This is a genomic window from Bacillus sp. FSL K6-1012 (assembly GCF_037964915.1).
Lineage (GTDB): Bacteria > Bacillota > Bacilli > Bacillales > Bacillaceae > Bacillus > Bacillus halotolerans.
Window position 1 is genome coordinate 4,046,421 of sequence record NZ_CP150175.1, and the last position, 24,985, is coordinate 4,071,405.

The window sequence follows — 24,985 nt, forward strand, 5'->3', positions numbered from 1 at the left end:
TCCTATACAAGGCCCGTCAAACTGTAAATCGCGATAATCACAAATACGGCGGCGGTTTTGATGAGAGTAATCGCAAAAATATCCCGATACGATTGGCGATGGGTCAGACCCGTCACAGCCAGCAGGGTGATCACCGCCCCATTATGCGGAAGCGTATCCATGCCTCCTGACGCCATTGAAATGACCCGGTGCATCACTTCAGGCGGTATGTGATAGGTCTGAATCGCTTTCATATATTGATCAGACATCGCACTTAACGCGATTCCCATTCCCCCTGAGGCCGATCCGGTGATCCCTGCCAGCGTTGTTGTCGTCACAGCTCCGTTTACAAGCGGATCCGTAAACGTATGTGAAATGCCGCTGCTCAGCTTATGAAACCCCGGCAGCGCAGCAATGATACCGCCGAAACCATACTCGGCGCCTGTATTCATCGATGCAAGCAAAGCGCCGCCGATCCCTTCATTCAGTCCTTCCTTTAGCTGTCCAAACACTTTTCTCCAATCAAACAAAATGGTTGCGATGATTCCGATCAGGAGGGCCAGCTCCACTGACCAAATGGCAACCGCGGAGGAGATATCAAGTTTCCCGAACTCTCCCAATCCTATGGCGGAAAAATCAAATTCATTCGGATACCATTTGGGAAGGAACGTGGTGAAACATTTGTTCATCACACCAACGAGAATAAGAGGAACAAAAGCGAGTGCGTGCCGGACCTTACTTGTGTCAGGCTCTAAGACCGGCGGGCTTTGTTCCAGGGCAAGATCAGATGGCTCACGCGCGGCAGAAATCTCCGATTGAAAACCGGCGTAGCCTTCGCCCGTTTTCTCTGCTTTTTTGCGCCTCGATTCCAAGTAGAACATACCCGCCGCCAGCACAAACACCGCACCGATCATACCAAGCCAAGGGGCGGCGTAAATGTCTGTTTTGAAAAACGTCGTAGGAATTACATTTTGGATTTGCGGTGTACCCGGCAGTGCGTCCATTGTAAAAGTAAATGCCCCGAGAGCAATCGTCCCCGGTATGAGGCGCTTCGGGATGTCAGCTTCTTTGAACATATTTTTCGCAAAGGGGTATACAGCAAAGACGACAACAAACAGGCTGACTCCGCTGTACGTTAAAATGGCGCCCATCAATACGATAGCGAGTGTTGCTCGTTTCGCCCCGACCAGTCTGACAATTGTCTTCGCAATGGAAGCCGCCAAGCCGGACATCTCGACAACCTTTCCGAAAATGGCGCCAAGCAGAAATACCGGAAAGTACAGCTTAATAAACCCCGCCATCTTTTCCATAAATATGGTTGAGAAAAAAGGAAGCACAAAGCTTGGATCTGTCAGCAGCACAGCAAATAAGGCGCAAATCGGAGCAAACAAAATGACTGAAAATCCCCGATAGGCGACAAACATCAGCAAACCCAAAGCCAAAAGAATAATAATAATGTCCACAAACATCCCTCTTTTCCGCTTGTCTGAGAAAAGGAAAGCGTTTACAAAATATCCCCTCCCTTTCCGTCATTTCTAATGCAAGTTCTGTGCCAGTTGCCAGAACACCATTTCAAGCCTCTCCCCTTCCATATTTACGGAAAATGCGAGATAACTATTCCAATCCGGTGGAAAATTCCGTTTTTGCGGAAAACAAGAAAGGAAAGCTCCTTTTTGGGAGCTTTCCTCTTTCACTCATTTCGTTCCGATTAATACATCGACATCAACTGTCAGCTGAGCCGATTCCATTTTTCTAAACCGGTTGATGTTTTCATCCGATGCGGACCAGGCTAACGGTGTCATGTTCAGAAGCCATTCTACGCCTTGCTGATGAAGCGTTTTGGTATAGCGCAGCCTCATCAGATGATCGAGCTGAAAATGTGTGGTAAAGCGCTCAATTGCAGGTGTATTGGAATAGGTTCGTCTTTCTGAATCTGCGTATAAAACCTGCCTTAGTTCTGTTAAATAATCTCTTTGAGGAACTACCTTTATAACCAAACCATCTTTTTTCAGCAGTCTGTGAAACTCTGCATAATTTGAAGGTGAGAAAATCGATAGAATGACATCAAATTGCCGGTCTTGAAAGGGCGCATTAGCTACATCGGCTACGGCCCACAGCTTTCCGCCACTATTTTTTGAAGCTCGTAAAATGCCATCCTTGGCAATATCAATCCCAATTCCGCGAACTGTTTTCTTTTCTTGAAGCAGATCGCACACCGCTTTCAAGTGGGTCCCCTCACCGCATCCGCAGTCTAAAATGGTTAACGTCTCTTTTTCAGACTTACGGTCACTGATCAAGTCAGCTATTGCCTGATGAAGCGGTGCAAAAAAATGATACTCTGCCATCAGCCGGCTTCTTGCTTCGAAAAGCCCCGCCCGATAGCTGCTTTTGACCGGCTTTGTCAGGAAATTTACGTACCCATGCCGGGATATATCAAACGTATGCCCGCTCTTGAAACAAACCAAACTTTTCCAAGATGTGACCTTCATTGAAGAATCGCAAATCGGGCATCGAAATTGAGAGACAAATTGATTCATATAAGCAGCATGCTTCTTTATGTTTGACACAAAAAACACCTCATTCATTCGTTTTTAAATAAATGAAAAAGGCATAGACAAATAAACCTGGGCCTATCTAACTTTTTGGCCAGATCTGGAATGTCGTCTATACCTGTCATTATCTATAACGAATGAATTGAATAATCATAAAAAAGAACTCCTTTTTGCTGCATAGAGGGTTTCCCCGCTATTATGATACAACAATCATCCAGGAATAGGAACTAAGATTCTCACCGAGAGGCGGCTGCCCGAACTCCTCACTGTTCAGAAGGTCAATTAATAAGCAGACTGCAATCTTCCTTCTTTCTCTAACTGAATGAATTGATCAGCATCAGGAAAATCCTCTTTACGAACGGATCGGATTTCAGTTTGCAGCCGGGTATCAATCAATCCGGGATACAGCTGATCCGCCTGCTCCAGACTGATGCTTTTAGAAAATGAACCCTGCCCCGCTTTTGACGTGCGGCAGCAGCTTTGTGAAGGCAGCAGATATTTAGCTGGAAGCTGACGAGATATTCATGATTCGCTTATCCGTTTTGATGTGCTTGTTGCGCTTCATAAAATGGAGGTGATCACCATAGGTTAATTGATCTGCAGGTATTTGTATCATCTCCTCCGCTTCATGTTGTTCGATCAGCCTTTGATTAGGCTGTCTTGACATACAGTACGGCCGATGGTCAGCATGTATTCATTTCTTCACCAATTCCTCTTGACGTGCCTGTGATGATGAAATCTTCATTCCTGATCACAATTTCAGCATAGCAATCCAATGTGATTTTCCTTTATTTTCTCGACCTCGAAATATAAATTTATTATTTTGAAAATAGTTAAAAAGGTTGATTTTCAAAAAGTGAAAGGATAAAATACTGCTATCATCTTAGAAAAAAGACATTCTTGTATATAATCAGTAATAAGGTCTGATTGTTTCTACCTAGTAACCGTAAAAAACTAGACTACAAGAAAGTTTGAATAAATTTGAACGAGTTGAAAAGGACAAGTTCTTTTCTGTTTGCTCTTATTTTTCACACTTTCTGCACTTCCAGAATTTGTGAAGGATAAGGGCTTTTTTCATTTCCATAATAAACCTCATAGGAGTTGCTATCATGTACTTTTTATTAAACCTTGTCGGTCTCATTGTGATTATGGCAGTTGTGTTCCTATGCTCCCCGCAGAAAAAGAAAATCCAGTGGCGTCCAATCATTACGTTAATTGTTCTGGAGCTTTTGATTACGTGGTTTATGCTGGGGACAAAAATTGGCAGCTGGGCCATCGGACAAATTGGAAATTTCTTCACTTGGCTGATTGCTTGTGCCAGTGACGGGATCGCGTTTGCCTTCCCTTCTGTGATGGCAAATGAAACGGTAGACTTTTTCTTCAGCGCACTTCTTCCAATTATTTTCATCGTCACATTCTTTGACATTTTAACATATTTCGGCATTTTGCCATGGCTGATTGATAAAATCGGCTGGGTGATCTCAAAGGCTTCCCGCTTGCCGAAATTAGAAAGCTTTTTCTCTATTCAAATGATGTTCTTGGGAAATACAGAAGCTCTGGCAGTCATTCGCCAGCAGCTCACAGTATTAAACAACAACCGCCTGCTCACATTCGGCTTAATGAGCATGAGCAGCATCAGCGGCTCCATTATTGGATCTTACCTGTCAATGGTGCCGGCGACATACGTGTTTACAGCCATTCCTTTAAACTGCTTAAACGCACTGATTATCGCAAACCTGCTGAATCCAGTGCATGTGCCGGAGGATGAAGACATCATTTATACACCGCCTAAAGAAGAGAAAAAAGACTTTTTCTCTACGATTTCTAACAGTATGCTTGTCGGCATGAACATGGTGATCGTTATTTTGGCAATGGTGATTGGATATGTGGCGTTAACGTCAGCAGTCAATGGCATTCTTGGCGTTTTCGTACACGGCCTGACCATCCAGACGATTTTTGCTTATCTCTTCAGTCCGTTCGCATTCCTGCTTGGGCTGCCGGTACACGACGCGATGTATGTTGCGCAGCTGATGGGAATGAAATTGGCAACGAACGAGTTTGTTGCGATGCTTGACTTGAAAAACAATCTGAAAACACTGCCCCCTCACACAGTTGCGGTAGCGACGACATTCCTGACGTCATTTGCCAACTTCAGTACTGTCGGCATGATTTACGGAACGTACAACTCGATCCTTGACGGCGAAAAGTCAACGGTCATCGGGAAAAACGTGTGGAAGCTGCTCGTCAGCGGAATTGCGGTATCTTTACTAAGTGCTGCGATTGTCGGTCTGTTTGTGTGGTAGAAAAATGGAGCCATATCCCTTTTTAAGGATATGGCTCTTTTGATTATTGATAAACAGAGGAAGGCACCTGCACGTCACGGATTCCAGCTGCATAAGGTCCCAAGTCATACTGGCCGAAGACGATGGCGATCCCGTTTTTCGTAAAGTAAAACGTTGTGTTTTGGTTAAGGATAATATCCTCTTTCTTTACATCAGGGAAAAACAGCGTGTCATGTTTTTTGATATAGCTGTATAGGTAATCTTTCGTTTTGCTGACTTTAGTTTTGGTATTCAGAATCTGATTCAGTGTCACCCGCTTGTGTGTGTTCAAGTCGTAGTTGAAGGACTGAACAGACGTTAAACCATGGGCGCCGCCTGAATAGATATAATTGAGCGTTTGAATGCTGAGCTTGCCCGCCGCATTATATTTGACGCTGAAGGATGTTTGATATTCCGCGTTGAAGCCCTGCTGTTCGCCTGCTTTTTTGTTTTTCAGATATTCCTGATACGATTGTTCAATGTAGGCTTTCAGCTCTTGATTGATGTTCTTTTCAAACGCGGCATTCCCGATGTGATGCACCTGAGGATACTTTAATTCCTTGATCTTTTTGTACGTATGGCTGCTTACAGTCGGCGTTTTCGCTTGAACCGCTTTTAAAGATGGGGCCGCATATGCAAATACACTAAAAAGCAAGACAGCAGCAGCAACGGCGAGTCTCATCATTCTATTCCATTTCATACAATTTCCTCCTTTGATTTTCTTCGTTTATCATTCCCTTTTTTCTGTAACGCACACTTTTATAGACTGATGAAGTGAAAAGAAGTTTCTAGGTCGATCTGCTCGATTTTTCCCAAATAAAAAAGAGACAACATACTGTCTCTTTTTTACTGTTTACGCTCAGCAATCACTTCGTGAACCGCTTGTGCCAAATCAATATTCCCAAACATCTCTAACACCGCAATGACGGTCTGGTCAGGTATGTGTTCTGACTCGTTCTTCGGCACGATCAGTTCTTCCACTGTTTTTTTCAAGCTTTCATTCAGCTTTTGCTGCGGATATGCTTTGGCATATAGCTCCAACGGATCAAGATCATGGTTCACACACCATTGGGCAAACACTAATATCATCATATTTTCGTCGCGCTCGTAAGCCTCTGCGAGCTGTTTTTCGTTCATATGTCATGCTCCTTATGAAAAGTATCTTCCTCTAAGATACAGGAGCGAATCAAATTCGTCTATCCCAATGGCGGTGGGCGGCAACTGCTTCGATAAACGCTTTGCTAAAGCCGGTGTAATCATCTTCGTCTTTTGCCGTCACAACGCCCGGCTCCTCTGTTGTGCCGACAGCTGATTTGAGAAGGTCAACTCCTTCGTTTGCCGCGCCGACCGCCTTATAGTGATTGTAGGCTTCTCTGATAAATGCCATCGCTTGTTTATCTTCTTTTAATTCAGGTCCTCCTGCGGCATAAACCGCGTCATACAGAACAGAGTCTGTCGTCAGGAATGTGCCGCTGACCTCAAGCTGCTGTCCGGCGCCGCTTGTGATGTACCCCAGCGTTTGACTGATGATATCCGCTGTGATCCCTTCTTGTTTTAAGGTATCCAGCACTGTTTGCAGTTCTTTTTCATCAAAACCATTGCCGGCGAGAACCGCGACTTTTCTCGTTGACGCTGTTTTCACTGTACGGGCTTGGCTTAATGCAGGTGAGGTAAGGATTTCTTTTGATGCTTTGCGTTTCGCCGGCGGCGCCACACCTACTCCTTTGGCGATTTCTTCTGCCAAGACAGTATCTACGTTGCTGAAGACATCTACGACCTGCCGCTGCACATCTTTGCTTTTGACCTTCCCGACCTCGAAGCAAAAGGCAGAAATGATGTGCTTTTTCTCAACCGGTGACATGCTGTTCCAGAACAGTTTTGCCTGTGAGTAGTAATTATTGAAACTGTCGCTCCGCTGGCGGATTTTTCTGCCCTCTACTTTCTCCTGATAGTGGACGTAACCGCCTTCTTCGGCTGACGCAGGAGACGGGTCATTGTTCTGCAGAGAGTTTTTATGATAAGCGACCGGCCCCTTGTTGATGGTCATCCGGTGATAACCGTCGTACTGGTTGTTATGGAACGGACATACCGGGCGGTTAATCGGAATCTCGTGGAAGTTCGGGCCGCCAAGACGGATCAGCTGTGTATCCGTATAAGAGAAAAGCCGTCCCTGCAGCAGCGGATCATTTGTGAAGTCAATGCCCGGCACCACATTTCCCGGGTGGAATGCGACTTGCTCAGTTTCAGCAAATACATTATCCTGATTGCGGTTCAGCGTCATTTTCCCAATGATCTTCACCGGCACAAGCTCTTCCGGCCAAAGCTTCGTCGGATCAAGGATATCAAAGTCAAATTTGAATTCATCTTCTTCATCTATCATCTGCACGCCTAGCTCATATTCAACAACGTCGCCGTTTTCAATCGTTTCCCACAGGTCGCGGCGGTGGAAATCAGGGTCTTTTCCGGCAATTTTCTGCGCTTCATCCCATACGAGAGAATGCACGCCGAGCACCGGCTTCCAATGGAATTTCACGAAACGCGCCTTTCCTTGTTCGTTGACAAAACGGAACGTGTGAACGCCAAAGCCCTCCATCATCCGGTAGCTGCGGGGAATGCCTCTGTCAGACATCGTCCACATCACCATGTGAGCCGACTCTGGATTATTGGCGACAAAGTCCCAAAACGTATCATGAGCTGTCGCGGCCTGAGGCATTTCATTGTGCGGCTCAGGCTTAAACGCATGCACCAAATCCGGGAATTTGATCGCATCCTGAATAAAGAACACCGGAATATTATTGCCTACTAGATCATAGTTTCCTTCTTCAGTGTAGAATTTCGTCGCAAAGCCTCTGGCGTCACGCACCGTGTCAGCGGAGCCTTTGGAGCCCGCAACTGTTGAAAACCGGACAAATACCGGTGTCTTCACCGAAGGGTCCTGAAGAAATTTCGCCCGGGTGAATTCTGTCATCGGTTCGTAAACCTGAAAAAAGCCATGCACGCCATAACCGCGCGCATGCACGATCCGTTCAGGGATTCTCTCATGGTCAAAATGGGTCATCTTCTCCCGAAAGTGAAAATCCTCCATCAACGTCGGGCCGCGAACTCCGGCTTTTAACGAATGTTCGTCCTCAGACACCCGTACACCTTGGTTTGTCGTCATTTTCTTTCCGCTGTTATCGACCCTGTACTGTTCGAGCTGCTCGTCTTTTGAGTGTTCATTGACTCGTTTGTTTTGATCATCACTCATGTCTGCTCCCCCTTTTCCTATTCCAGATCTCAAAAATAAACATTCTACAGCACATTTACCCGTGGCGATCTGCATATAAACTGCTCATCTGCTCTCTAGGTTTTTAGGTCTACTTGTCAACATGAGGTCATAAATATTTGAAATAAGCCTTCTCGAAAGATGGAAGCGCTTACTAAAATTGTGCTGTTGAATGGGGGAGGTCATATCGTGCTTGCCATACTTGGTTTTGTGATGATCATTGTCTTCATGTATCTTATTATGTCTAACCGGCTTTCCGCTCTTATTGCCTTGATTGTCGTTCCTGTTGTGTTTGCCCTGATCAGCGGATTCGGCAAAGACCTGGGCGATATGATGCTTCAGGGTGTAACAGGCCTCGCTCCGACAGGCATCATGCTATTATTTGCGATCCTGTATTTCGGCATCATGATTGATTCAGGTTTGTTCGATCCGCTCATTGCCAAAATCTTATCCCTTGTCAAAGGAGATCCATTAAAAATCGCTGTCGGCACAGCGGTGTTGACGATGACCATTTCGCTGGACGGAGATGGGACAACAACGTATATGATTACCATTGCTGCGATGCTTCCGCTATACAAACGGCTCGGCATGAACCGGCTGGTGTTGGCGGGAATTGCAATGCTCGGGTCGGGAGTCATGAATATTATTCCGTGGGGAGGGCCGACTGCAAGGGTGTTGGCTTCTCTCAAATTGGACACGTCAGAAGTCTTCACTCCGCTGATTCCTGCTATGATCGCCGGCATTCTTTGGGTGCTTGCCGTAGCCTATATTCTAGGAAAAAAAGAACGGAAACGACTCGGCGTCATTTCAATTGAACACCAGCACGCCTCCGATCCGGATACAGCGCCGCTCAAACGCCCCGCTCTCCAGTGGTTTAATCTGCTGCTGACTGTCGTGCTGATGGCCGCTCTGATCACCAGCCTGCTCCCGCTTCCTGTTCTTTTTATGATCGCATTTGCTATCGCCTTGATGGTGAACTATCCGAATGTAAAAGAGCAGCAAAAGCGAATCTCAGCGCATGCAGGAAATGCGTTAAACGTTGTCTCCATGGTATTTGCCGCCGGCATTTTCACAGGCATTTTGTCGGGCACAAAAATGGTAGACGCCATGGCGCATTCTCTCGTATCACTCATCCCTGACGCCATGGGCCCGCATCTGCCCTTGATTACAGCAATCGTCAGCATGCCATTTACCTTTTTTATGTCGAATGATGCCTTTTACTTCGGTGTTCTGCCGATCATCACAGAAGCCGCCGCTGCTTACGGAATAGATGCCGCAGAAATCGGCAGAGCCTCTTTGCTGGGCCAGCCTGTGCATTTGCTCAGTCCTCTCGTTCCCTCCACTTATTTATTGGTCGGAATGGCAGGCGTCAGCTTTGGCGACCATCAAAAATTCACGATCAAATGGGCCGTGGGAACAACCATTGTGATGACGATTGCGGCACTGCTGATTGGGATTATTTCGTTTTAACGTGAGAAAAGGATTTCCGCTGCCGGAAATCCTTTTTTGGTAATTTAATTGATAAATTTTATGACAGGCAAGCTTTCAGCACCTGAAGCATAGTAGTAATTTAAAACACTGAAAAAGTCTATTGCTTTGCCGGTTTTCAGATCAACGATTAATATATGGTCCCCATAGTTCTGATCATCCGCCTCAAGCCTTCTAGGTGTTTTTTTACCTAACGTATCAAGGAAAGAATCATCATAACCTACCCCCGACTGATAAGCTGATACATGATGCATAAAAAGCGTGCCTGTGTCTAAGTAAACCATGATGGCTGAGCTTGAACCTGCATAACTCGAACGATAAGTGACAGGGTCAGAAATATTTTTAACCTTCACATCAGAAATGGAATGGGTGCGCTGATTATACCCGCCTCCATAGGAAAAATAATATTCTCTTTCCCAGTCTAATGAAGATGTTTTCGTATTAGAATTGTACAGCAGTGTACCATTAGCATAAACGGAACCGTCTCCATACTCAGCAACAAAGGCTTGTAAATTAGACGTTACCGATTTTACACTTGAATAATTTGAAGGGTTTTTCGCATTTAACTGAATGTTATATGAATCTCCCGTCGTTCCTTCAGAGTAAACCCGGATCATATAATCGCCAGCGGGAAGCTCTTTTAAAAGCACTAAGTTCCCTGCTGCCATTGATATATTAGACGGCTGAGCTTCTCCTGTATCCCAATTGACAACATACAATTTCAGATGGTAATCGCTGTTGTCTGAAAGAATTCTTGTGATAAGGGTTCGATCTGACGAAGTACTGAAAAAGTACATATCATCAGGATTATTTTCATCCAGGACAGAGGTTGTATTGAAAACCTGGTCATCGGAGTTGTACATGGAACTTGTTTTAAAAACATTCTCATTCGAAGGCTTCTTCACTTTCATCTTTTCTGTTTTATTGTCCGTTTTAAGGCTTACTTGCTTCGCTTGATTTAATGAAACATCCTCAGTTTCCTTTTGTTTTTTCAGTTTTTCCTGCTGCTCCATGATTGGTTTATCTTTTAACACACTTTGCGCTGAGGCAGCATTTGAACTCATATATAAACTAAAAACAACAAGCAACACAGTACACAAAAAAGGCAGTGAAACAATTTTTTTGTTCTTCATATACAAACCCCTTTCCAATTTTATACTATACATATCGGCAAGGAGCTCGGATCATTTACATAAATATATTTATTTTCATAAATTGTTTATTTTTTCTATCGGTTCAATGACGCGCCATTCGAAGCAATCAGCTCTTTATACCAATAAAAGCTTTTCTTGCGAATACGGCGCAGGTCTTTCAGATCGAATTCATCACGATTGACATAGATGAAGCCGTAGCGTTTAGAACAGCCCTGGTGCGTGGAAATTAAGTCAATCGCAGACCACGGTGAGTAGCCGAATACGTCAACGCCGTCTGTAATCGCCCATTGAATCTGTTCAATGTGCTGCTTTACATAATCAATGCGGTAATCGTCATTGATCGTATCGTTTTCTTCGAGTTGATCGAAAGCGCCTAACCCGTTTTCTGTAATGATCAATGGCAGCTGGTAGCGGTCATAGATTTCACGAAGTGTGGAACGGAAGCCAACCGGATCAATTTCCCAGCCGAAATCGTTTTTCTTCAGGTTCGGGTTGGCGCTGCCGCGGTAGACGCCGTCTTCTCCCGTTTTCAAATGCTGGTCTCCTCCTCGCGCTGCCTCGTCCGAGCCGTCGCCTTTGCTTGCTTCCGCCGTTTGAGACGTGTAGTAGTTAAATGCGATAAAATCAGGCTTCGCAGATCGCAGAATCTCCATATCACCATCTTCAATGACTGGCGTATAGCCTTTTTCTTTCATATATGCCCAAGCTGTCGTGTTATAACGCCCGTGAACCGCCATATCTAAATAGAGCCAGTTGCGGATTGCATTGTAGTTGAAGGCTGCGACAACATCTTCCGGTTTTGAAGATGCCGGGTAAATCAGCGCAATGTTTGGAGCTGGGCCGATCTTGGCTTCCGGCAGCATCTCATGGCATAGATTCATAGCCTTCGCCTGTGCCACCAGCATGTGGTGATTTTGCTGATACAGTTCTTTTTTCGGGTTTTTCAGATTCGGATCAAGTGTGCCCAGCGCACTTCCATGCAGGATCATCATGTTTTGTTCATTGATTGTCAGCCAGTACTTGACACGGTCACCGAAGTGTTCAAACAGCACCTTCGAATAACGTTCAAAAGCGTCAATTGCAGATCGCTTTGACCAGCCTCCCTTTTCCTGCAATGCATTCGGCAGATCAAAGTGATACATCGTGACGATCGGTTCAATCTTATATTTGAGCAGCTCATCAATCAGATTGCTGTAAAATTCAATCCCCTTTGGATTGATGTCTCCGTCGCCATCAGGAATAATGCGCGTCCAGGCGATAGAAAAACGGTATGCTTTAAAGCCCATTTCAGCAAACAGCGCAACGTCTTCTTTATAACGGTGATAATGATCGCTGGCTACCTTAAAATCAGTCGTTCCCTCAGGATAGCTGTCGCGGGCGTCAATCACTGAAGGTCCCTTTCCATCTTCGTTCCACGCGCCTTCAACCTGATAAGCAGAAGTTGATGCTCCCCACAAAAAGTTCTCCGGAAATGCCGCAAGTTTGTTATAGTTCATCGTCTGTTCCTCCAATGTTTTAGATTAAAGAAAGAATTCTTTCTTCTGTTTTGACTTGCTTTTGATCAGTTTGAATGACGTCGGTATATTGATCTGTGTTTGTGATGATGATCGGCGTGTTCATATCAAACCCTGCCTTTATTAACTCCTCTAAATCAAATTCAGCCAGCAGATCGCCTTGTTTGACGGCTTGCCCCTGCACCACTTTAGGATAAAAGTGTTTTCCTTCCAGCTTCACCGTATCAAATCCGAGGTGAATCAGGATTTCTGTTTCCTGATGGGTGATCATGCCGAATGCATGGCCAGTCGGGAAAACGGTCGATATCACGCCATCTGCCGGAGCCACCAGCCGGCCTTTCTCCGGCAAAATCGCAATCCCCTTTCCAAGCGTCTCCGATGCGAACACCTTATCCTTCACTTCCGCTAACGGAATCACGCTTCCTTCTAATGGACTGCTGATCTGTTCATGATGTGTGGCAGGTGCTGGCGGTTCCGTTTTGGCATCTGCTTTTTCCGCGGGATCTTCAAATCCGACAATGTACGTTAGGATAATTGAGAGAATAAAAGATACCGAGATTCCCAAGATAAAGCCTGCAAACCCCTGTCCGTAGAAAATCGGGATGGTCAATAGACCCGGCGCACCTGAAGCGATGGCCACACTGTGAGCCTGCCCGATAATCGCGCCGCCAACAGCCGCACTGATGACACCGCATACAAAAGGTTTTTTCAGTCGGAGCGTCACCCCATAAACGGCAGGTTCCGTAATGCCGAAAATTCCGGTGACAGCGGCGGAGCCCGCAAGCGCCTTCAATTTTTTATTTTTCGTTTTTAACATGACTCCGATGGCAGCACCTGTTTGGGCAAACACAGCAGCTGCTGTAGCCGGTTTGATAGAATCCTGCCCGTTGACCGCAATATTGTTTAAAATAACCGGCACGATGCCCCAGTGAATGCCGAAGATGACAAGGATCTGCCAAAGGGCTGCGATTACGGCACCGGCCAGCATCGGATTAAAATGAAAGATCGCCAGAATCACAGCCGCGATACCATTCCCGGCATTTACGCCAATCGGCCCGAACACGATTAATGTGAGCGGCACGACCGTCACTAAACAGATCAGCGGCGTGATGAAGGTTTTTACACTGTCATGAATCAGCCTGTTTAGAAACTTCTCCATGCAGCTCATCACGAAAATCGCCAGGATGATCGGTATAACGGTTGATGTGTAATTCATTAAAACAACAGGAATGCCAAAAAAATCGGTATCCGCATTGCCATTCTTCAGTTCAATAATGGTTGGATAGATGAGCGCCCCCGCAGCCGTGACAGACACAAACACGTTTGCGCCGAATTTTCGGGCAGCTGTAATGGCAAGCAGCAATGGCAGAAAATAAAACAGGCTGTCTGCGGTGGCATACAAAATCGTGTAAGTTGTATCCTCAGTTTTGAGCCAGCCGGCATTTGTACAGATCATAAGCAGGCCCTTTAAAATTCCCGCTCCCGCCATCACGCCAAGCAAAGGCGTAAAAATGCTCGATACGATATCAACCAGACGGCCGAACAGATTCCCTTTCTGAGCAGAACGCTCTGTTTGGTCATCCTGCAGCACACTTGATATCTTTCCAATCTCGCGATACACTTCGGAAACATGATTACCGATGACCACCTGAAACTGCCCGCCGCTTTCCACAACAGTCACGACATCGTCTAAAGCTTCTATTTTGTCTTTGTCTGCTTTTGAGCGGTCGTTCAGCGTAAAACGCAAGCGCGTCGCACAATGTACAAGTGAACGCACATTTTCTTCCCCGCCGACCAATTGTAAAATGTCTCTGGCTGCTGCCTGAATCCCCATTTCCCCTCATCCCTTCCGCTGAAAAATAAAAAACCTAAACTACCCCTGCCACAATAGGAACAAGTAGTTTAGGTTTTGCCTGCTGACCAGTAACAATCCTATAAAACTTCATCATTCGATTTTTCTTCAATTTTGCACCATCACCATCCCCTGAAAAAAATAAAAACCTAAATTACCACCAGCGCAGACAGAGATCCTCCGCACTCATCGTAATTTAGGTTTTGCCTGCTTATCAGTAACAATCCTAAAATCATAATATATTGATGTGAGAAAAAATTAACACACGAAAACAAAAATGTCAACGCTTTCATCATGTTTGTTTGACGACCCTTTCAATATGAATCGTTAAGTACAGCAGCTCGTCCCTGGTGAGTTTGTGTTCATATTCTTGTTCCATATACGCTTTGATTTTCTTCGTGCAGTCATACGCGCGATGATATTTTTCTTTCACCGTTTCCAGCAAAAAATCGTCCTGGCTTTCAAGATAAGTTCCGTTAAAAAGACGCTGCGCGAAAAACTTCAGGTGAGTGACAAACCGGTAATAATGCAGCGATTCTTCATCAAATTCAATATTAAAATGATATTTTACAATACTTAAAATCTCTTGCATCACTTTTGTAATGTTAATGATATTGGGCATCTCTTCATTGAGTTCGGCATTCACGATATGGAGGGCAATAAAACCTGCTTCATCCTCCGGAAGGGAAACACCTGTCTTGTTTTTCACCATGTGCAGCGCTTCTTTGCCAATGGCAAACTCATCTTTGTACAGCCGTTTGGTTTCCCACAGCAAAGCATTTTTGATATCAAGACCCTTTTTATTGCGCTGTATGGCAAAGTTAATATGATCGGTCAGCGACACGTAGATGCTGTCGTTCAGCTTTTTGCCAAGCTGTAACTTCGCATAGCTGATAATGTCCTCACACACTTCCATACACTCGAGCGGTATTTCATACAAAAGGGTTTTAAATTTCTCTGATACATCCTTGTTATCGAGAGTGAACACCTTCTCAATGCGTGCTTCATCGACCTCGTCGCCGGACTTTTTTTGGAACGCGAGCCCTCTGCCCATGATGACCAATTCGTTCCCTTGTTCATTGACCACACTGATCACGTTATTGTTGATCACCTTCGCAATCTTCATGACATGTCCCTCCAATCAGCTAAGAACAGACTACACCTTGATTGTACATTCTTTTTGTACTAGGTCAATATCTTCAGGGAAAGAGCAGCGATCCGGTCAATATACTTCACTCAGCACCGTCTGCCCGCTCTGTTTCTGAAGCAGCGCCTCAAGATGGCGTTCAAAGGATTCCTTATCTGCCCCCTGCTTCTTGACTATGCCATTCATTAAGTTGATGCTTTCGGCATTGTATTTCGTATATTGTTTTTTCAGCTGATCCAGCTGTTTTCTTGTTTGTTTAGCGTTTTTCGGGGTGACCTGATTGATGAGCGCGATCATGCTGCCGGTAATCTCAAAAAAGGTGTCTCTATTGTCTTTAAGCTGCTGATTCTCATTCCGGCTCTTTTCTTGATTCCGGGTTTTTTGTAGCATTGCGAATGCCTCGCTGTTTTGTTTTTTGAGCCGCCCGTTTTCGAGTTTAATGGATTCAAGATTTTTCTTCGCTATGTCTGCTTCCTCTTCTGTCATGCTGCTGCGAATGAAATATTCAGGGTTGCCGATCCCATAATCAAACGTCTCGCTTACGTGTACCATAGAACTGAAAACAACCGCCAGCTGCATATCGTTTGATAGGGTCTGAAAGTCTTGCTTTTTCTTGCTGCCCAGTGATTTTATCATGCTTTGTTTGATCGTCTTTTGATCATGTTGGGCAGCGTTCTGAACATTGCTTTCGCTTTCACATGCGCTCATCGCAAGAACAGCGACCAGCAGGCTTATCAACAAGCCTATTCGCCTCATGCTCTGTCTCCTCTCTGCTGAAACCCTTCTGGAAAATGCGGCAAAATATAGTTAAATCGTACCAGATATATGATGTGTCAGCAATAAACCAAAAGTATTATTTGACCTATATAGAACATAAACATTTTGTAAAAATTGACCACGGTTCCATCCTTTTCTATGCGGTTTCTCGTACAATAGAAGTATCGTTACTGGGGAGGGGCTCTGCAGATGAAACGTTTTACGAAACAAGAAAACAGCTGGGTTGTATATGACTGGGCAAACTCTGCTTATTCCATTGTCGTCACAACCGCGGTATTTCCGTTGTTTTATAAATCAGCCGCTGCGGAAGGCGGTGTCAGCGCTGCTCAATCAACTGCTTATTTAGGTTATACGATAGCGATTTCTACCTTTATTCTCGCCATGCTCGGCCCGATTTTAGGAACCATCGCCGACTATGAAGGCTGCAAAAAAAAGTTCTTCGGTTTCTTTGTGTCAGCCGGTGTCGCCAGCACCGCGGCGCTTGCCTTTATTCCAAGTGAACATTGGCTTCTTTTGCTGCTGTTCTACACCATATCGGCTGTCGGTTTTTCCGGCGCCAATGTATTCTACGACGCCTTCCTCGTTGACGTCACGCCTGAGGAACGGATGAATCTCGTCTCCGCCCGCGGCTTTGGCTTAGGCTATATCGGCAGCACGATCCCATTTATCCTCAGCATCGCCGTCATCCTGCTCGCACAAGCAGAAACGATTCCGATGTCCGTGTCTGCCGCAAGCCAGCTGTCCTTTTTTATAACGGCCGCTTGGTGGGGACTGTTTACCATTCCGATGCTGAAACACGTTCATCAGCGCTATTACATCAAAAGAGAACCCCGCATCATAGCCAACAGCTTTAAACGCCTCGGGCAAACGATGAAACGGATCCGGCAGTACCGGGCGCTGTTCCTCTTTCTGCTCGCTTATTTCTTTTATATCGATGGAGTCGGCACCATTATTACGATGTCGACCTCTTACGGGTCAGATTTGGGCATCAGCTCCACAAGTCTCCTGATCATACTGTTTGTCACTCAGGTCGTCGCCGCGCCGTTTGCCATTTTATACGGAAGACTGGCGGAACGCTTCACAGGGAAAACAATGCTGTACGTTGGCATTGTCATGTATATGATTGTCTGCGTATATGCGTATTTTCTGGAAACGACGTTTGATTTCTGGATTCTAGCCATGCTTGTCGCCACCTCGCAGGGCGGCATTCAGGCATTAAGCCGCTCCTATTTCGCCAAGCTCGTCCCGAAACACCATGCAAATGAATTCTTCGGCTTCTACAATATTTTCGGGAAATTCGCCTCGATTATGGGGCCGCTGCTCATTGCCGTTACCGCCCAGCTGACCGGGAAATCCTCGACCGCGGTGTTCAGCCTGATCATTTTGTTTGTGATCGGAATTGCGATCCTCGCGTTTGTGCCGGAAGAGAACAGTGCCGATGTCAGCCATCACAAAAATGACCTGCCCCTTTAACTGGGAGCAGGTCATTCATCATTTATTCGCTTTATTCACCTTAAGCTTTTTCCCTTTGACGGTTGTATCCTTCATGGCTTTGAGAACATGTGGGCCTTTTCCGTTTAAAATTTCCACGTACGAGGCGTTATCCATGATCGTAATGATGCCAATGTCATCAGCAGAAACCCCGTCGATTTTAGCGATCGTTCCGACAAAATCAACGGCTCTGATTTTCTTTTTCTTTCCGCCGTTAAAGTACAGCTTCATGATGTCTTTATTCAGCTCTTCGCTCTTGTCTTTTTTGATCGCCGGACGGTCTTTCAGTTTAGCGAGAAAATCCGGTTTCTTTTTTGCGACATCCTCTTGGGATGGGGCTTCTAATGTCTGAATCCCGAATCCGATATAGTCTTCTATTTCAGTCAGGAACCGCTTTTCAAACGGCGCCACAAATGAAATCGCTTTTCCCTGATTTCCGGCTCGGCCTGTCCGTCCAGTACGGTGTACGTAGCTTTCTTTCTCAAGAGGCAAATCATAGTTGATGACAAGGGCGATATTTTCGATATCGATCCCCCGCGCGGCGACGTCTGTCGCGACTAAATAACGGTACTCGCCTCTTTTAAATTCATTCATGACGTCAAAGCGGTCTTCCTGAATCATCCCGCCGTGAATTTTATCGCATGGATATCCTAAGTCATCCAATTCATCAGTCAGCTGATTGACATGCTCTTTCGTCCGGCAGAAAATAATGCAGCTGTCCGGGTTCTCAGTGATAAGTACATCCTTCAGCAAAGAAAACTTATTCTCTTCTCTGACTTGAATCACCGCATGTTCAATATTCCTTGTGGTGAGGCCGGCCGCTTTGATTTCGATATGCTCTGGGTTTTGCATATATTGACGGCTTAATTTCTCAATATCCTCTGGCAGTGTCGCAGAAAACAGCATCGTTGTGCGCTTAACCGGGAGATGCTTGATAATCGCCTCCACCTGATCGATGAAACCCATATTCAGCATCTCATCCGCTTCATCAATGACCAGATAGGAAAGGCGATCCAGCGGCAGCGTGCCTTTTTCAATATGATCCAGAACACGCCCCGGAGTGCCGACAACAATATGGCTTTTTTGCTTCAGCTCGGCTTTTTGTTTATCAAAAGATGATTTTCCAAACACAGCTGTCGCTTTGATTCGTTTAAATCTTCCGATGTTCGTGATATCCTCTTTTACTTGCACGGCAAGCTCACGGGTCGGCGTCAGCACCAGTGCCTGCGGTTTGTTTTCATCCCAATCCGCCAGCTCACAGAGAGGAATGCCAAACGCAGCCGTTTTCCCGCTTCCCGTCTGTGATTTGACGACAAGATCTTTTCGTTCAAGGGCTGCCGGAATCACGTTTCGCTGCACCTCGGTCGGTTCTGTATACCCCAGTCCTTCCAATGCTCGTAAAATGTCGTGACTGATTTGATAGTTTTTAAAATGACTCATGTATAAACTCCTGTCTCTTGCAGATGTTCTCATTATACTCTAATTAACGGCGGTGTATGTGTTTTGCTGAAAAATGACGTTTTAGAAGCCATCAATCCCCTGTCTTTTTAGTTCCTGAACGGCCAATCGCGCCAGTACATCGGCACCCGCGCGGTTCGGATGCAGCGTATCTCCATTCATATAAAGGGCAAGCGTTTTTTCCGGACCGATCGATGTAAAGTAAGATGAACTGAGGACATTCAGGTCAATAAGCCTTGTTTTTTCTTCATCGGCCAAAGCCAAAATAGAAGCCCTGTACCATCGGTTTACAGAGGAATGGATGCCTTCAGAAGTAAAGTCTGTCGCCCGGCCCTGCGGTGTTGAAAGGATGACTTCCGCGCCCTTTGCTTTCACCTGCCGGATCATATCACGCATAATCTCCTTAAATTCCGCTTCAGATTCATTATGCTTCGGATTTGTATCGTTAATGCCGAGCTGCAAAATAAAGTAATCACCCGGTTTGATGTACTTCAAGATCGCCTCAAGCTGTCCGTCATTTCGAAACCCTCTCGCAATCTGCCCGCCTGACGCCATGTTTCTCACTTGAAAGGTATGCTTGTCGACATAGTGAGGCAGCATTTGCCCCCAGCCCGCCTGCTTGCTGCTGTTGAGCGGATAATAATTGCACACCGTCGAATCGCCGCCGATATAGATCGTTCGGTTTGTCACCGGCTGATCAGACAATTTCTTGATCTTCAGGGCGCTGAGCGTAAAAGCGGTACCCGCCTTGCCTTCAGTCACCAGCAGATTCAGCTGCCCGTCGGTGACAGGGATTTGGAACGTATCCTCCGCACCGTCTCCCGTCATATTGATGACCTGATACACACCCTCCGCCGCCACGCTTGCCCTCGCCGTATTGCCCAGCGTCACCTTCACCTCATAAAGGCCATTCGGAAGATCCACATTAAACGTGTTGTCGCTTTTCGTCCCATACGCCAAAAATTGAACCGCATCACTTTTCACGCCCGTCCCGGATGCCGCCACATCCTTCATATGTTCCGGCGTTTGAAAACCGTAGCCCTTTGATGGGTTATAACGGTCAGACGCCCTTACCCCAATGTAATCAGGCTCAACCGAACCGCTCCCAAAGTCAAACTGATACACCTTCGGCTCAGACGCCTTCAAACTCTCCGCCCCGCTGAAACACAACATCAACATCATCACAAAACCCGCCGTTATCCATTTTTTCATTAAGAATCCCCCTCTATGAAAACGCATTCATTAATGCATACTCGGTGATTGTTTCTTTATGATGACTGAACGCAGAAAAAAATTGCATTGACAAAAGAAAAGGAAGATTTTATTATATCAATAATTGATATATCATTAGTTGATATAAGAAATGAGGTGACCGCTTGCCAAAGCAACGTCCGCAAGAAATGGATCAGCTTACCGATCCAGCCTATTATATTGTCTTAACCTTGCTGGAGCCAAAACACGGCTATTCGATCATGCAGGAGATTGAAGACATGACCGATGCCTCCTTTACGATCGGCCCAGCTACCTTATATACATTGTTAAAGAAATTATTGCAGGAAGAGATCATTGAGCTTGTCAACAACGACAACCCGCGCCGCAAAGTGTACCAGACCACCCTGCACGGCCAAGAATTACTCAAAAAAGAAATGCAGCGCAGAAAAATGATGGCGGAACACGGCGAACGCGCTTTTCAACAATTGAAAGGGGATTCATCATGAAACAGAAAAAATATATGATGTCTGAAGGATTGGCCTTTTCAGAAGAAAAAGATATGAAGAAACTCAGCGATATGGCCAGCAAAGGCTGGTTGCTCGATTCTTTTGCGGTTATGGGGTATAAACTTAGAAAAGCTGAGCCGCGGAAATTGATCTACAGTATTGATTATCATGATGTTGGGGAAGAAAGCTTGGCGGAATACACCGAGATGTTTGAAGCGGCCGGATGGGAACATGTTTGCTCTTCACAAGGTATGCATATCTTTTCGGCTGTGCCCGGGACTTCGCCGATATACAGTGATCAATCCACCTTGAGAGAGAAATATAAAAGAAGCGAAAAAGACGTTCGAAACGTCACCTGCACCTTGAGTTTCCTGACTCTCTTGTCCATTACAATCCATTATGTAACCGGATTATCAAATTGGGTGCCTTTGTTTTTTCTGATTGTGACTATCCCGTTTCTCGTGACATATGCGGCAACAAAAGCAAGAACGCTTGGAAAGTGGGGAAAATCAGTGTGACTTCTTGTCACACTTGATCACATCCCATCCTCCGCAATAGAAACTCATTTGGTTTTCTTGATCATACACATAATAACGGAGCCTTTCCCATTGATCGTCAGTCGGTAAAAGCTCCAATTCAACCGCATCGATGGATTCAAGATCATCCAGCTTCGATGCACTGATGTCTTCAAACCGCAAATGAATGTCACAGGTTTGAGCGGATAGTTTTAATTCAAACACAGGAATATGAAAATAACGATCATCTGCTTTCATATAGAAAGAAAACTCGTTTAATGTAAATGGACCTGTATCCGCATCAGAAAGATGTTTTTTCATTTTCTCGTATTGTGTGATATTCATATGGATTCCTCCTCCTTTTATGTTTCATCGCCAACCATATAGATCTCCGCAGCATCGTATTCAAACCACATGATCCGTTCGCCTGAGTCCGTTAGGCACTGGAGTTTGCCTTCGGAAAGATAGTTTTTCGGTTGAGGGTCAGTGATCAGAAAAACATCATCATTGATGGAAGCTAACAGAAAGAGAAAATCTGCAATGCCCCGGTCTGTTTCATGTACTACGCATTGGAAATGAAATTGCCTTTTCGCCAGCTTCGTCACTTTGTAATCATAGCCTTTGAAAAACTCTGACAGGTCTTCTATAAATGAACCAGCCGTTATCACCTGTATCATGATTTGCTCATAGGCAAGCCCCTGCCAAAAACGATAAAAAGACTCAGCATCTTTAAGTTCGCATGATGTAACGGTTTGGTCGGGCTTAAGCTCGACCATGTCCAAATTGCCGATACTGCTTATAGAGGTTTTTTCCATAAACTTCTCCTTATCAGTTGGATAGCGCAACGCAAATCTCTTGTCTGACTTGCTCATACAAAAGAATGTAATGATACAAATCGGTATCGTTTTTGATCATATCCGGCGGGATGTCAGGATACAGCTCAAAAAAGCCTTTCTCCAACGAATACCGCTGATGCCGGGGCATCCTTTTATTCGCCAGCACATAACCCAAACTGCCAGCAACAAGCATAAAAAACTCATATATTTCCGCTTCAAAGCCGTACAATTCATCAGGATACGGCGTTTCTTCAAGCTCTTGCTGTCTTTTTCTCAGTTTTTCAAACACGTGATCCTCTCTCTTCTGTCATCTCATATTGCCGGCAATAAAAGCGAAACGTCTGCTCCTCCCATTCTTCCACAAGGTAGATGCCTTGCGGCTGCGGTTTTATACGGAGAAGCACATCAGACATGTCCTTTAGGGTTTCCAAATCTCGTATCGTAACGGCTGAAACGTCTTTGAATGTAAAAATAATTGAACGGAAATGATAAACAACTGCTAACTCAATCGTATAAATGGCGTCCCTATCTGTTTCTCGATAAAGACGCCATTTCTTGATATGCTGTAACAAAATTGGAGAAACTCCAGAAATATTCAATTCATTTGCCAATTTTGATTCCTCCGTTTGATGCTTCCCTATGCTCGATACTCACAGTAAGGCTTCAAATCAGGGAATGTAGCCTTTAACATCCTTTCTATTCCTTCTTCATTAACGGTAAAAATAAGATCTGACGAATCAAAAAAACCGACCTCAAAAACACATTCTTTCACGGGGGAGATATAGTCATCTTCATAAAAGTCAGCATTCCCATCAACAAACGGAACTTGTGTTAAATCGTACGGTATCGTCTCTTTAGGCACAGCAGTTAAAATAGAAAATATCACATAAATCTCAAATTCATTTAATATACGATGAAATTCCTCACCTGTGATAAAAAGATAGTCTTCACGCTCGCCGATGATATCGTTCCAATGATTCTTATCCTCGGATAAATCCATCATATTCAAAATATCGCCAATTACCCAATTATACTCAGTGATAGGCAGAGGGAATTGTTTGAAAAAATCATTTAAAAGAAAAAGATCAGAATTCGCATATTCCAGACAATACCTGCTCATATGTACCTCGCCCCCAATAAAAGTCCCTTTTTACAACTCATACTTGATCAATTCCTCCATCGAGGTTCCCTTGAAATATTGATTAAGTACATCCTCAATACTCAAATGACCAAATAGCCCAATCGGATTGCTAAAGGTCTTCCCGTGTCTTTCGTCAACTTCTATTAAATCACTCTCTGCCGCTAGTGAATCGTTATGGCTAATGAGGTATTTTCCATCTTCATACATAACAAATGTTATAGCAGATTGATCAAATTTCTTCATCAGATCTATCGGCACCTTGGAAACAACCTTCCAGTTCCCCTGAAGAAAGCCTGTATATCCTGTATTCGCAATAAAAAGGGCTCTTTGCTTTTCTGCCATCATGAGAAAAATGTCTTTTTTACTCAAGCGTTCCTCTGTAAAAGTATCAAAATACTGAATGAGAAGATCATCATTTTTATCTTTAGTTAAATTTCCTTTCACCACTAATGCATATGTAAACTGATTGATTTGCTGTAAAGGGATTTCAATGACAGCACCAGGCCTAACTTCACTTAAAGTAGTTCTGTTTTTCATCTTTAGGTTGATATCGGTGACTTGTTTTCCTTCTAATTCTTTAAAAAATGAATCGCCGTCTGAGTTTAATACCTGAAAGAGAGTATAAACAAATTCATTTAGAGTAGGCTTGCGATCCAATTGTTCAAGGAACACAGCGTGAAAATCTTCGATGGCGTCGTGACAAATATCCAAACCATCATCACTTACGAATATCTTTTTATTCTTATATTTCTCTTCCCAAAAGCCCATGTTTCACCTCCGTTTTTCAGAACACTCATCTATTTTGAAACAGGATAGGCGGATATTTATCTATCGCCTTCAATAATTCTTCACCAAACACAGTGATTGTACATTTCCACGGATCACCCAAAAGCCCCCAAGAAAATCCTGATGAAAAAAGAAATAATAGTCTACGTTTGGAAATACGGGAACAGGCCATTCGCCAAATTCATCCTTAGGCATTGTCTGGTGAGGGCTAAAGATATAGCCGTCATGCTGCCAGTCTAATGCGTACATCACATCGTTCTTTTCAGTACATGATTGAAATGCTTTTAAAATAGAATTCTCTAAATCACTCAGCACTCCGCTCACATCATTATGACCAGCTTTACTGCTCATCCCGCTTGAGATATCAAACACTCGATATGGATCAGGCGGGATGATGTGATGACATCTGCTTCCAGGCTTCCATCTTATGAGCTGGTTCACTTCTGACCAGCTGCTGTCTTGTTTTGTCTGACTTAAAGTGCGCCAATTCATCATGATCTCATCAACACGTTATTGGATATCCTGCTTATAAACACCAGAAGAAGTCACTGCGTAAACAGCGTTACTTGTCAGTTTCAGCTGTTGAACGTCTAGGGCTTCACCGTTCGAGTCACAGCACTTCACCTCTTGCATCGGCAGACTCACATCAGCAGAAATCAAATAAAGAGACGGCTTAAGGTCTGCTCTGTAACAGTTGACCGTCCCGATCCAAAAACCTTCTTTTGTTACTGTGAGCTGATCAAACACTTCTGATTTAGGTGCTTCATCCGACAGAATCCACACCCTTCTCACAACCGTTTCATCAAATGCGGCAATGACTGCATCTCCGTAATACAGCATATAAATCAATCCGTTTTTTTCTACAAGCCCATAACATTCATCTACAACCGGTGCATCCATTTCTTCAAGCTTTCTATCAATATACATTTCCTTCTGCTTACCATCTAACGTAAAACACCACACACTATCACCCTTGAGATTCTCATCATGA

The 24,985-nt window shown here is 44.7% G+C and carries 23 protein-coding genes, 2 pseudogenes and 1 riboswitch; of the genes and pseudogenes, 5 read left to right on the forward strand and 20 right to left on the reverse strand.

Going from position 1 to position 24,985, the window contains the following annotated elements; all coding sequences use genetic code 11:
- Window positions 1-2: 2 nt before the first annotated feature.
- Together NSS75_RS20965 and NSS75_RS20970 are read right to left on the reverse strand one after the other, a co-directional pair.
- Window positions 3-1,442 carry a GntP family permease gene (locus NSS75_RS20965; protein WP_339234890.1) on the reverse strand — a complete coding sequence of 480 codons (1,440 nt, stop codon included), beginning with the start codon at window positions 1,440-1,442 and terminating at the stop codon, window positions 3-5.
- 231 nt (window positions 1,443-1,673) lie between these two features.
- Complete coding sequence (locus NSS75_RS20970) at window positions 1,674-2,516, reverse strand: methyltransferase domain-containing protein (RefSeq protein WP_038954317.1); 843 nt, start codon at window positions 2,514-2,516, stop codon at window positions 1,674-1,676.
- Window positions 2,517-3,411: 895 nt separating this feature from the next.
- A riboswitch (purine riboswitch) is annotated at window positions 3,412-3,513 on the forward strand.
- Between the two features lie 127 nt (window positions 3,514-3,640).
- On the opposite strand from NSS75_RS20970, the gene NSS75_RS20975 reads away from it, so the two are divergent.
- Entirely contained in the window at window positions 3,641-4,834 is a 1,194-nt protein-coding gene (locus NSS75_RS20975) for a NupC/NupG family nucleoside CNT transporter (protein WP_010332441.1), read from the forward strand.
- A 43-nt stretch (window positions 4,835-4,877) separates the two neighbouring features.
- Here NSS75_RS20975 and NSS75_RS20980 read toward each other — a convergent pair whose 3' ends face one another.
- From NSS75_RS20980 to NSS75_RS20990, 3 genes are all read right to left on the reverse strand, one after another.
- Window positions 4,878-5,552 (reverse strand): DUF3298 and DUF4163 domain-containing protein, encoded by a 675-nt coding sequence (locus NSS75_RS20980; RefSeq protein WP_213418137.1) that lies wholly within the window; start codon window positions 5,550-5,552, stop codon window positions 4,878-4,880.
- Between the two features lie 146 nt (window positions 5,553-5,698).
- A complete protein-coding gene (locus NSS75_RS20985) occupies window positions 5,699-5,989 on the reverse strand; it encodes a hypothetical protein (RefSeq protein WP_024123376.1) in 291 nt (96 codons plus the stop codon).
- Between the two features lie 49 nt (window positions 5,990-6,038).
- Window positions 6,039-8,099: a catalase gene (locus NSS75_RS20990; protein WP_103672447.1), complete on the reverse strand. Its 2,061-nt coding sequence runs from the start codon at window positions 8,097-8,099 to the stop codon at window positions 6,039-6,041.
- 207 nt (window positions 8,100-8,306) lie between these two features.
- Between NSS75_RS20990 and citH the strand changes: the two genes are divergently transcribed.
- Window positions 8,307-9,587, forward strand: a complete 1,281-nt coding sequence (gene citH / locus NSS75_RS20995) for a citrate transporter CitH (protein WP_010332446.1) — start codon at window positions 8,307-8,309, stop codon at window positions 9,585-9,587.
- 44 nt (window positions 9,588-9,631) lie between these two features.
- On the opposite strand, the gene NSS75_RS21000 is transcribed toward citH, so the two are convergent.
- The 5 genes from NSS75_RS21000 to NSS75_RS21020 all read right to left on the reverse strand — a co-directional run bounded on the left by NSS75_RS21000 (window position 9,632) and on the right by NSS75_RS21020 (window position 16,028).
- Window positions 9,632-10,738: a hypothetical protein gene (locus NSS75_RS21000; protein ID WP_339234897.1), complete on the reverse strand. Its 1,107-nt coding sequence runs from the start codon at window positions 10,736-10,738 to the stop codon at window positions 9,632-9,634.
- A gap of 95 nt (window positions 10,739-10,833) precedes the next feature.
- Window positions 10,834-12,255, reverse strand: a complete 1,422-nt coding sequence (locus tag NSS75_RS21005; RefSeq protein WP_024123380.1) for a glycoside hydrolase family 1 protein — start codon at window positions 12,253-12,255, stop codon at window positions 10,834-10,836.
- Between the two features lie 19 nt (window positions 12,256-12,274).
- Window positions 12,275-14,107 (reverse strand): beta-glucoside-specific PTS transporter subunit IIABC, encoded by a 1,833-nt coding sequence (locus tag NSS75_RS21010; RefSeq protein ID WP_339234900.1) that lies wholly within the window; start codon window positions 14,105-14,107, stop codon window positions 12,275-12,277.
- 310 nt (window positions 14,108-14,417) lie between these two features.
- A complete protein-coding gene (locus NSS75_RS21015) occupies window positions 14,418-15,251 on the reverse strand; it encodes a PRD domain-containing protein (protein WP_185848448.1) in 834 nt (277 codons plus the stop codon).
- 96 nt (window positions 15,252-15,347) lie between these two features.
- A complete protein-coding gene (locus tag NSS75_RS21020; protein WP_101859732.1) occupies window positions 15,348-16,028 on the reverse strand; it encodes a hypothetical protein in 681 nt (226 codons plus the stop codon).
- A gap of 210 nt (window positions 16,029-16,238) precedes the next feature.
- On the opposite strand from NSS75_RS21020, the gene NSS75_RS21025 reads away from it, so the two are divergent.
- A complete protein-coding gene (locus NSS75_RS21025; RefSeq protein WP_268496427.1) occupies window positions 16,239-17,522 on the forward strand; it encodes an MFS transporter in 1,284 nt (427 codons plus the stop codon).
- A gap of 18 nt (window positions 17,523-17,540) precedes the next feature.
- Here NSS75_RS21025 and NSS75_RS21030 read toward each other — a convergent pair whose 3' ends face one another.
- Together NSS75_RS21030 and NSS75_RS21035 are read right to left on the reverse strand one after the other, a co-directional pair.
- Window positions 17,541-18,980, reverse strand: coding sequence for a DEAD/DEAH box helicase (locus NSS75_RS21030; protein ID WP_339234907.1), 1,440 nt, complete (start codon window positions 18,978-18,980; stop codon window positions 17,541-17,543).
- Between the two features lie 81 nt (window positions 18,981-19,061).
- Complete coding sequence (locus NSS75_RS21035) at window positions 19,062-20,210, reverse strand: GDSL-type esterase/lipase family protein (protein ID WP_095712675.1); 1,149 nt, start codon at window positions 20,208-20,210, stop codon at window positions 19,062-19,064.
- Between the two features lie 164 nt (window positions 20,211-20,374).
- On the opposite strand from NSS75_RS21035, the gene NSS75_RS21040 reads away from it, so the two are divergent.
- Entirely contained in the window at window positions 20,375-20,716 is a 342-nt protein-coding gene (locus NSS75_RS21040) for a helix-turn-helix transcriptional regulator (RefSeq protein ID WP_095712674.1), read from the forward strand.
- Window positions 20,713-21,234, forward strand: coding sequence for a DUF2812 domain-containing protein (locus NSS75_RS21045; protein ID WP_095712673.1), 522 nt, complete (start codon window positions 20,713-20,715; stop codon window positions 21,232-21,234). Before NSS75_RS21040 ends, NSS75_RS21045 begins: the two co-directional genes overlap by 4 nt.
- Before the next feature lie 213 nt (window positions 21,235-21,447).
- Here the strand turns inward: NSS75_RS21045 and NSS75_RS21050 are convergent.
- The 8 genes and pseudogenes from NSS75_RS21050 to NSS75_RS21085 all read right to left on the reverse strand — a co-directional run.
- Window positions 21,448-21,576, reverse strand: a pseudogene (locus tag NSS75_RS21050) (hypothetical protein); the annotation flags it as partial.
- Window positions 21,577-21,593: 17 nt separating this feature from the next.
- Complete coding sequence (locus NSS75_RS21055; RefSeq protein WP_339234912.1) at window positions 21,594-22,046, reverse strand: hypothetical protein; 453 nt, start codon at window positions 22,044-22,046, stop codon at window positions 21,594-21,596.
- Between the two features lie 13 nt (window positions 22,047-22,059).
- Window positions 22,060-22,356, reverse strand: a complete 297-nt coding sequence (locus NSS75_RS21060) for a YxiJ family protein (protein WP_339234915.1) — start codon at window positions 22,354-22,356, stop codon at window positions 22,060-22,062.
- Entirely contained in the window at window positions 22,349-22,678 is a 330-nt protein-coding gene (locus NSS75_RS21065) for a hypothetical protein (RefSeq protein WP_339234918.1), read from the reverse strand. The genes NSS75_RS21060 and NSS75_RS21065 overlap by 8 nt, the downstream gene beginning before the upstream one ends.
- A 26-nt stretch (window positions 22,679-22,704) precedes the next feature.
- On the reverse strand, window positions 22,705-23,187 hold the full coding sequence (locus tag NSS75_RS21070) for a hypothetical protein (protein WP_268504264.1): 483 nt from the start codon (window positions 23,185-23,187) through the stop codon (window positions 22,705-22,707).
- Window positions 23,188-23,217: 30 nt separating this feature from the next.
- Window positions 23,218-23,976 (reverse strand): Imm26 family immunity protein, encoded by a 759-nt coding sequence (locus NSS75_RS21075; RefSeq protein ID WP_283912702.1) that lies wholly within the window; start codon window positions 23,974-23,976, stop codon window positions 23,218-23,220.
- A 25-nt stretch (window positions 23,977-24,001) separates the two neighbouring features.
- A pseudogene (locus NSS75_RS21080) lies at window positions 24,002-24,489 on the reverse strand (DUF2716 domain-containing protein).
- A gap of 15 nt (window positions 24,490-24,504) precedes the next feature.
- Window positions 24,505-24,957 (reverse strand): hypothetical protein, encoded by a 453-nt coding sequence (locus NSS75_RS21085; protein ID WP_095712771.1) that lies wholly within the window; start codon window positions 24,955-24,957, stop codon window positions 24,505-24,507.
- Window positions 24,958-24,985 lie beyond the last annotated feature (28 nt).

Bases quoted from the DNA above. Each gene is read 5' to 3' on its own strand.
- NSS75_RS20970 (WP_038954317.1), bottom strand. From the start codon at position 2,516: ATGAATCAATTTGTCTCTCAATTTCGATGCCCGATTTGCGATTCTTCA.
- NSS75_RS20975 (WP_010332441.1), top strand. From the start codon at position 3,641: ATGTACTTTTTATTAAACCTTGTCGGTCTCATTGTGATTATGGCAGTT.
- NSS75_RS20980 (WP_213418137.1), bottom strand. From the start codon at position 5,552: ATGAAATGGAATAGAATGATGAGACTCGCCGTTGCTGCTGCTGTCTTG.
- NSS75_RS20985 (WP_024123376.1), bottom strand. From the start codon at position 5,989: ATGAACGAAAAACAGCTCGCAGAGGCTTACGAGCGCGACGAAAATATG.
- NSS75_RS20990 (WP_103672447.1), bottom strand. From the start codon at position 8,099: ATGAGTGATGATCAAAACAAACGAGTCAATGAACACTCAAAAGACGAG.
- NSS75_RS21000 (WP_339234897.1), bottom strand. From the start codon at position 10,738: ATGAAGAACAAAAAAATTGTTTCACTGCCTTTTTTGTGTACTGTGTTG.
- NSS75_RS21005 (WP_024123380.1), bottom strand. From the start codon at position 12,255: ATGAACTATAACAAACTTGCGGCATTTCCGGAGAACTTTTTGTGGGGA.
- NSS75_RS21010 (WP_339234900.1), bottom strand. From the start codon at position 14,107: ATGGGGATTCAGGCAGCAGCCAGAGACATTTTACAATTGGTCGGCGGG.
- NSS75_RS21015 (WP_185848448.1), bottom strand. From the start codon at position 15,251: ATGAAGATTGCGAAGGTGATCAACAATAACGTGATCAGTGTGGTCAAT.
- NSS75_RS21020 (WP_101859732.1), bottom strand. From the start codon at position 16,028: ATGAGGCGAATAGGCTTGTTGATAAGCCTGCTGGTCGCTGTTCTTGCG.
- NSS75_RS21025 (WP_268496427.1), top strand. From the start codon at position 16,239: ATGAAACGTTTTACGAAACAAGAAAACAGCTGGGTTGTATATGACTGG.
- NSS75_RS21030 (WP_339234907.1), bottom strand. From the start codon at position 18,980: ATGAGTCATTTTAAAAACTATCAAATCAGTCACGACATTTTACGAGCA.
- NSS75_RS21035 (WP_095712675.1), bottom strand. From the start codon at position 20,210: ATGAAAAAATGGATAACGGCGGGTTTTGTGATGATGTTGATGTTGTGT.
- NSS75_RS21045 (WP_095712673.1), top strand. From the start codon at position 20,713: ATGAAACAGAAAAAATATATGATGTCTGAAGGATTGGCCTTTTCAGAA.
- NSS75_RS21055 (WP_339234912.1), bottom strand. From the start codon at position 22,046: ATGGAAAAAACCTCTATAAGCAGTATCGGCAATTTGGACATGGTCGAG.
- NSS75_RS21070 (WP_268504264.1), bottom strand. From the start codon at position 23,187: ATGAGCAGGTATTGTCTGGAATATGCGAATTCTGATCTTTTTCTTTTA.
- NSS75_RS21075 (WP_283912702.1), bottom strand. From the start codon at position 23,976: ATGGGCTTTTGGGAAGAGAAATATAAGAATAAAAAGATATTCGTAAGT.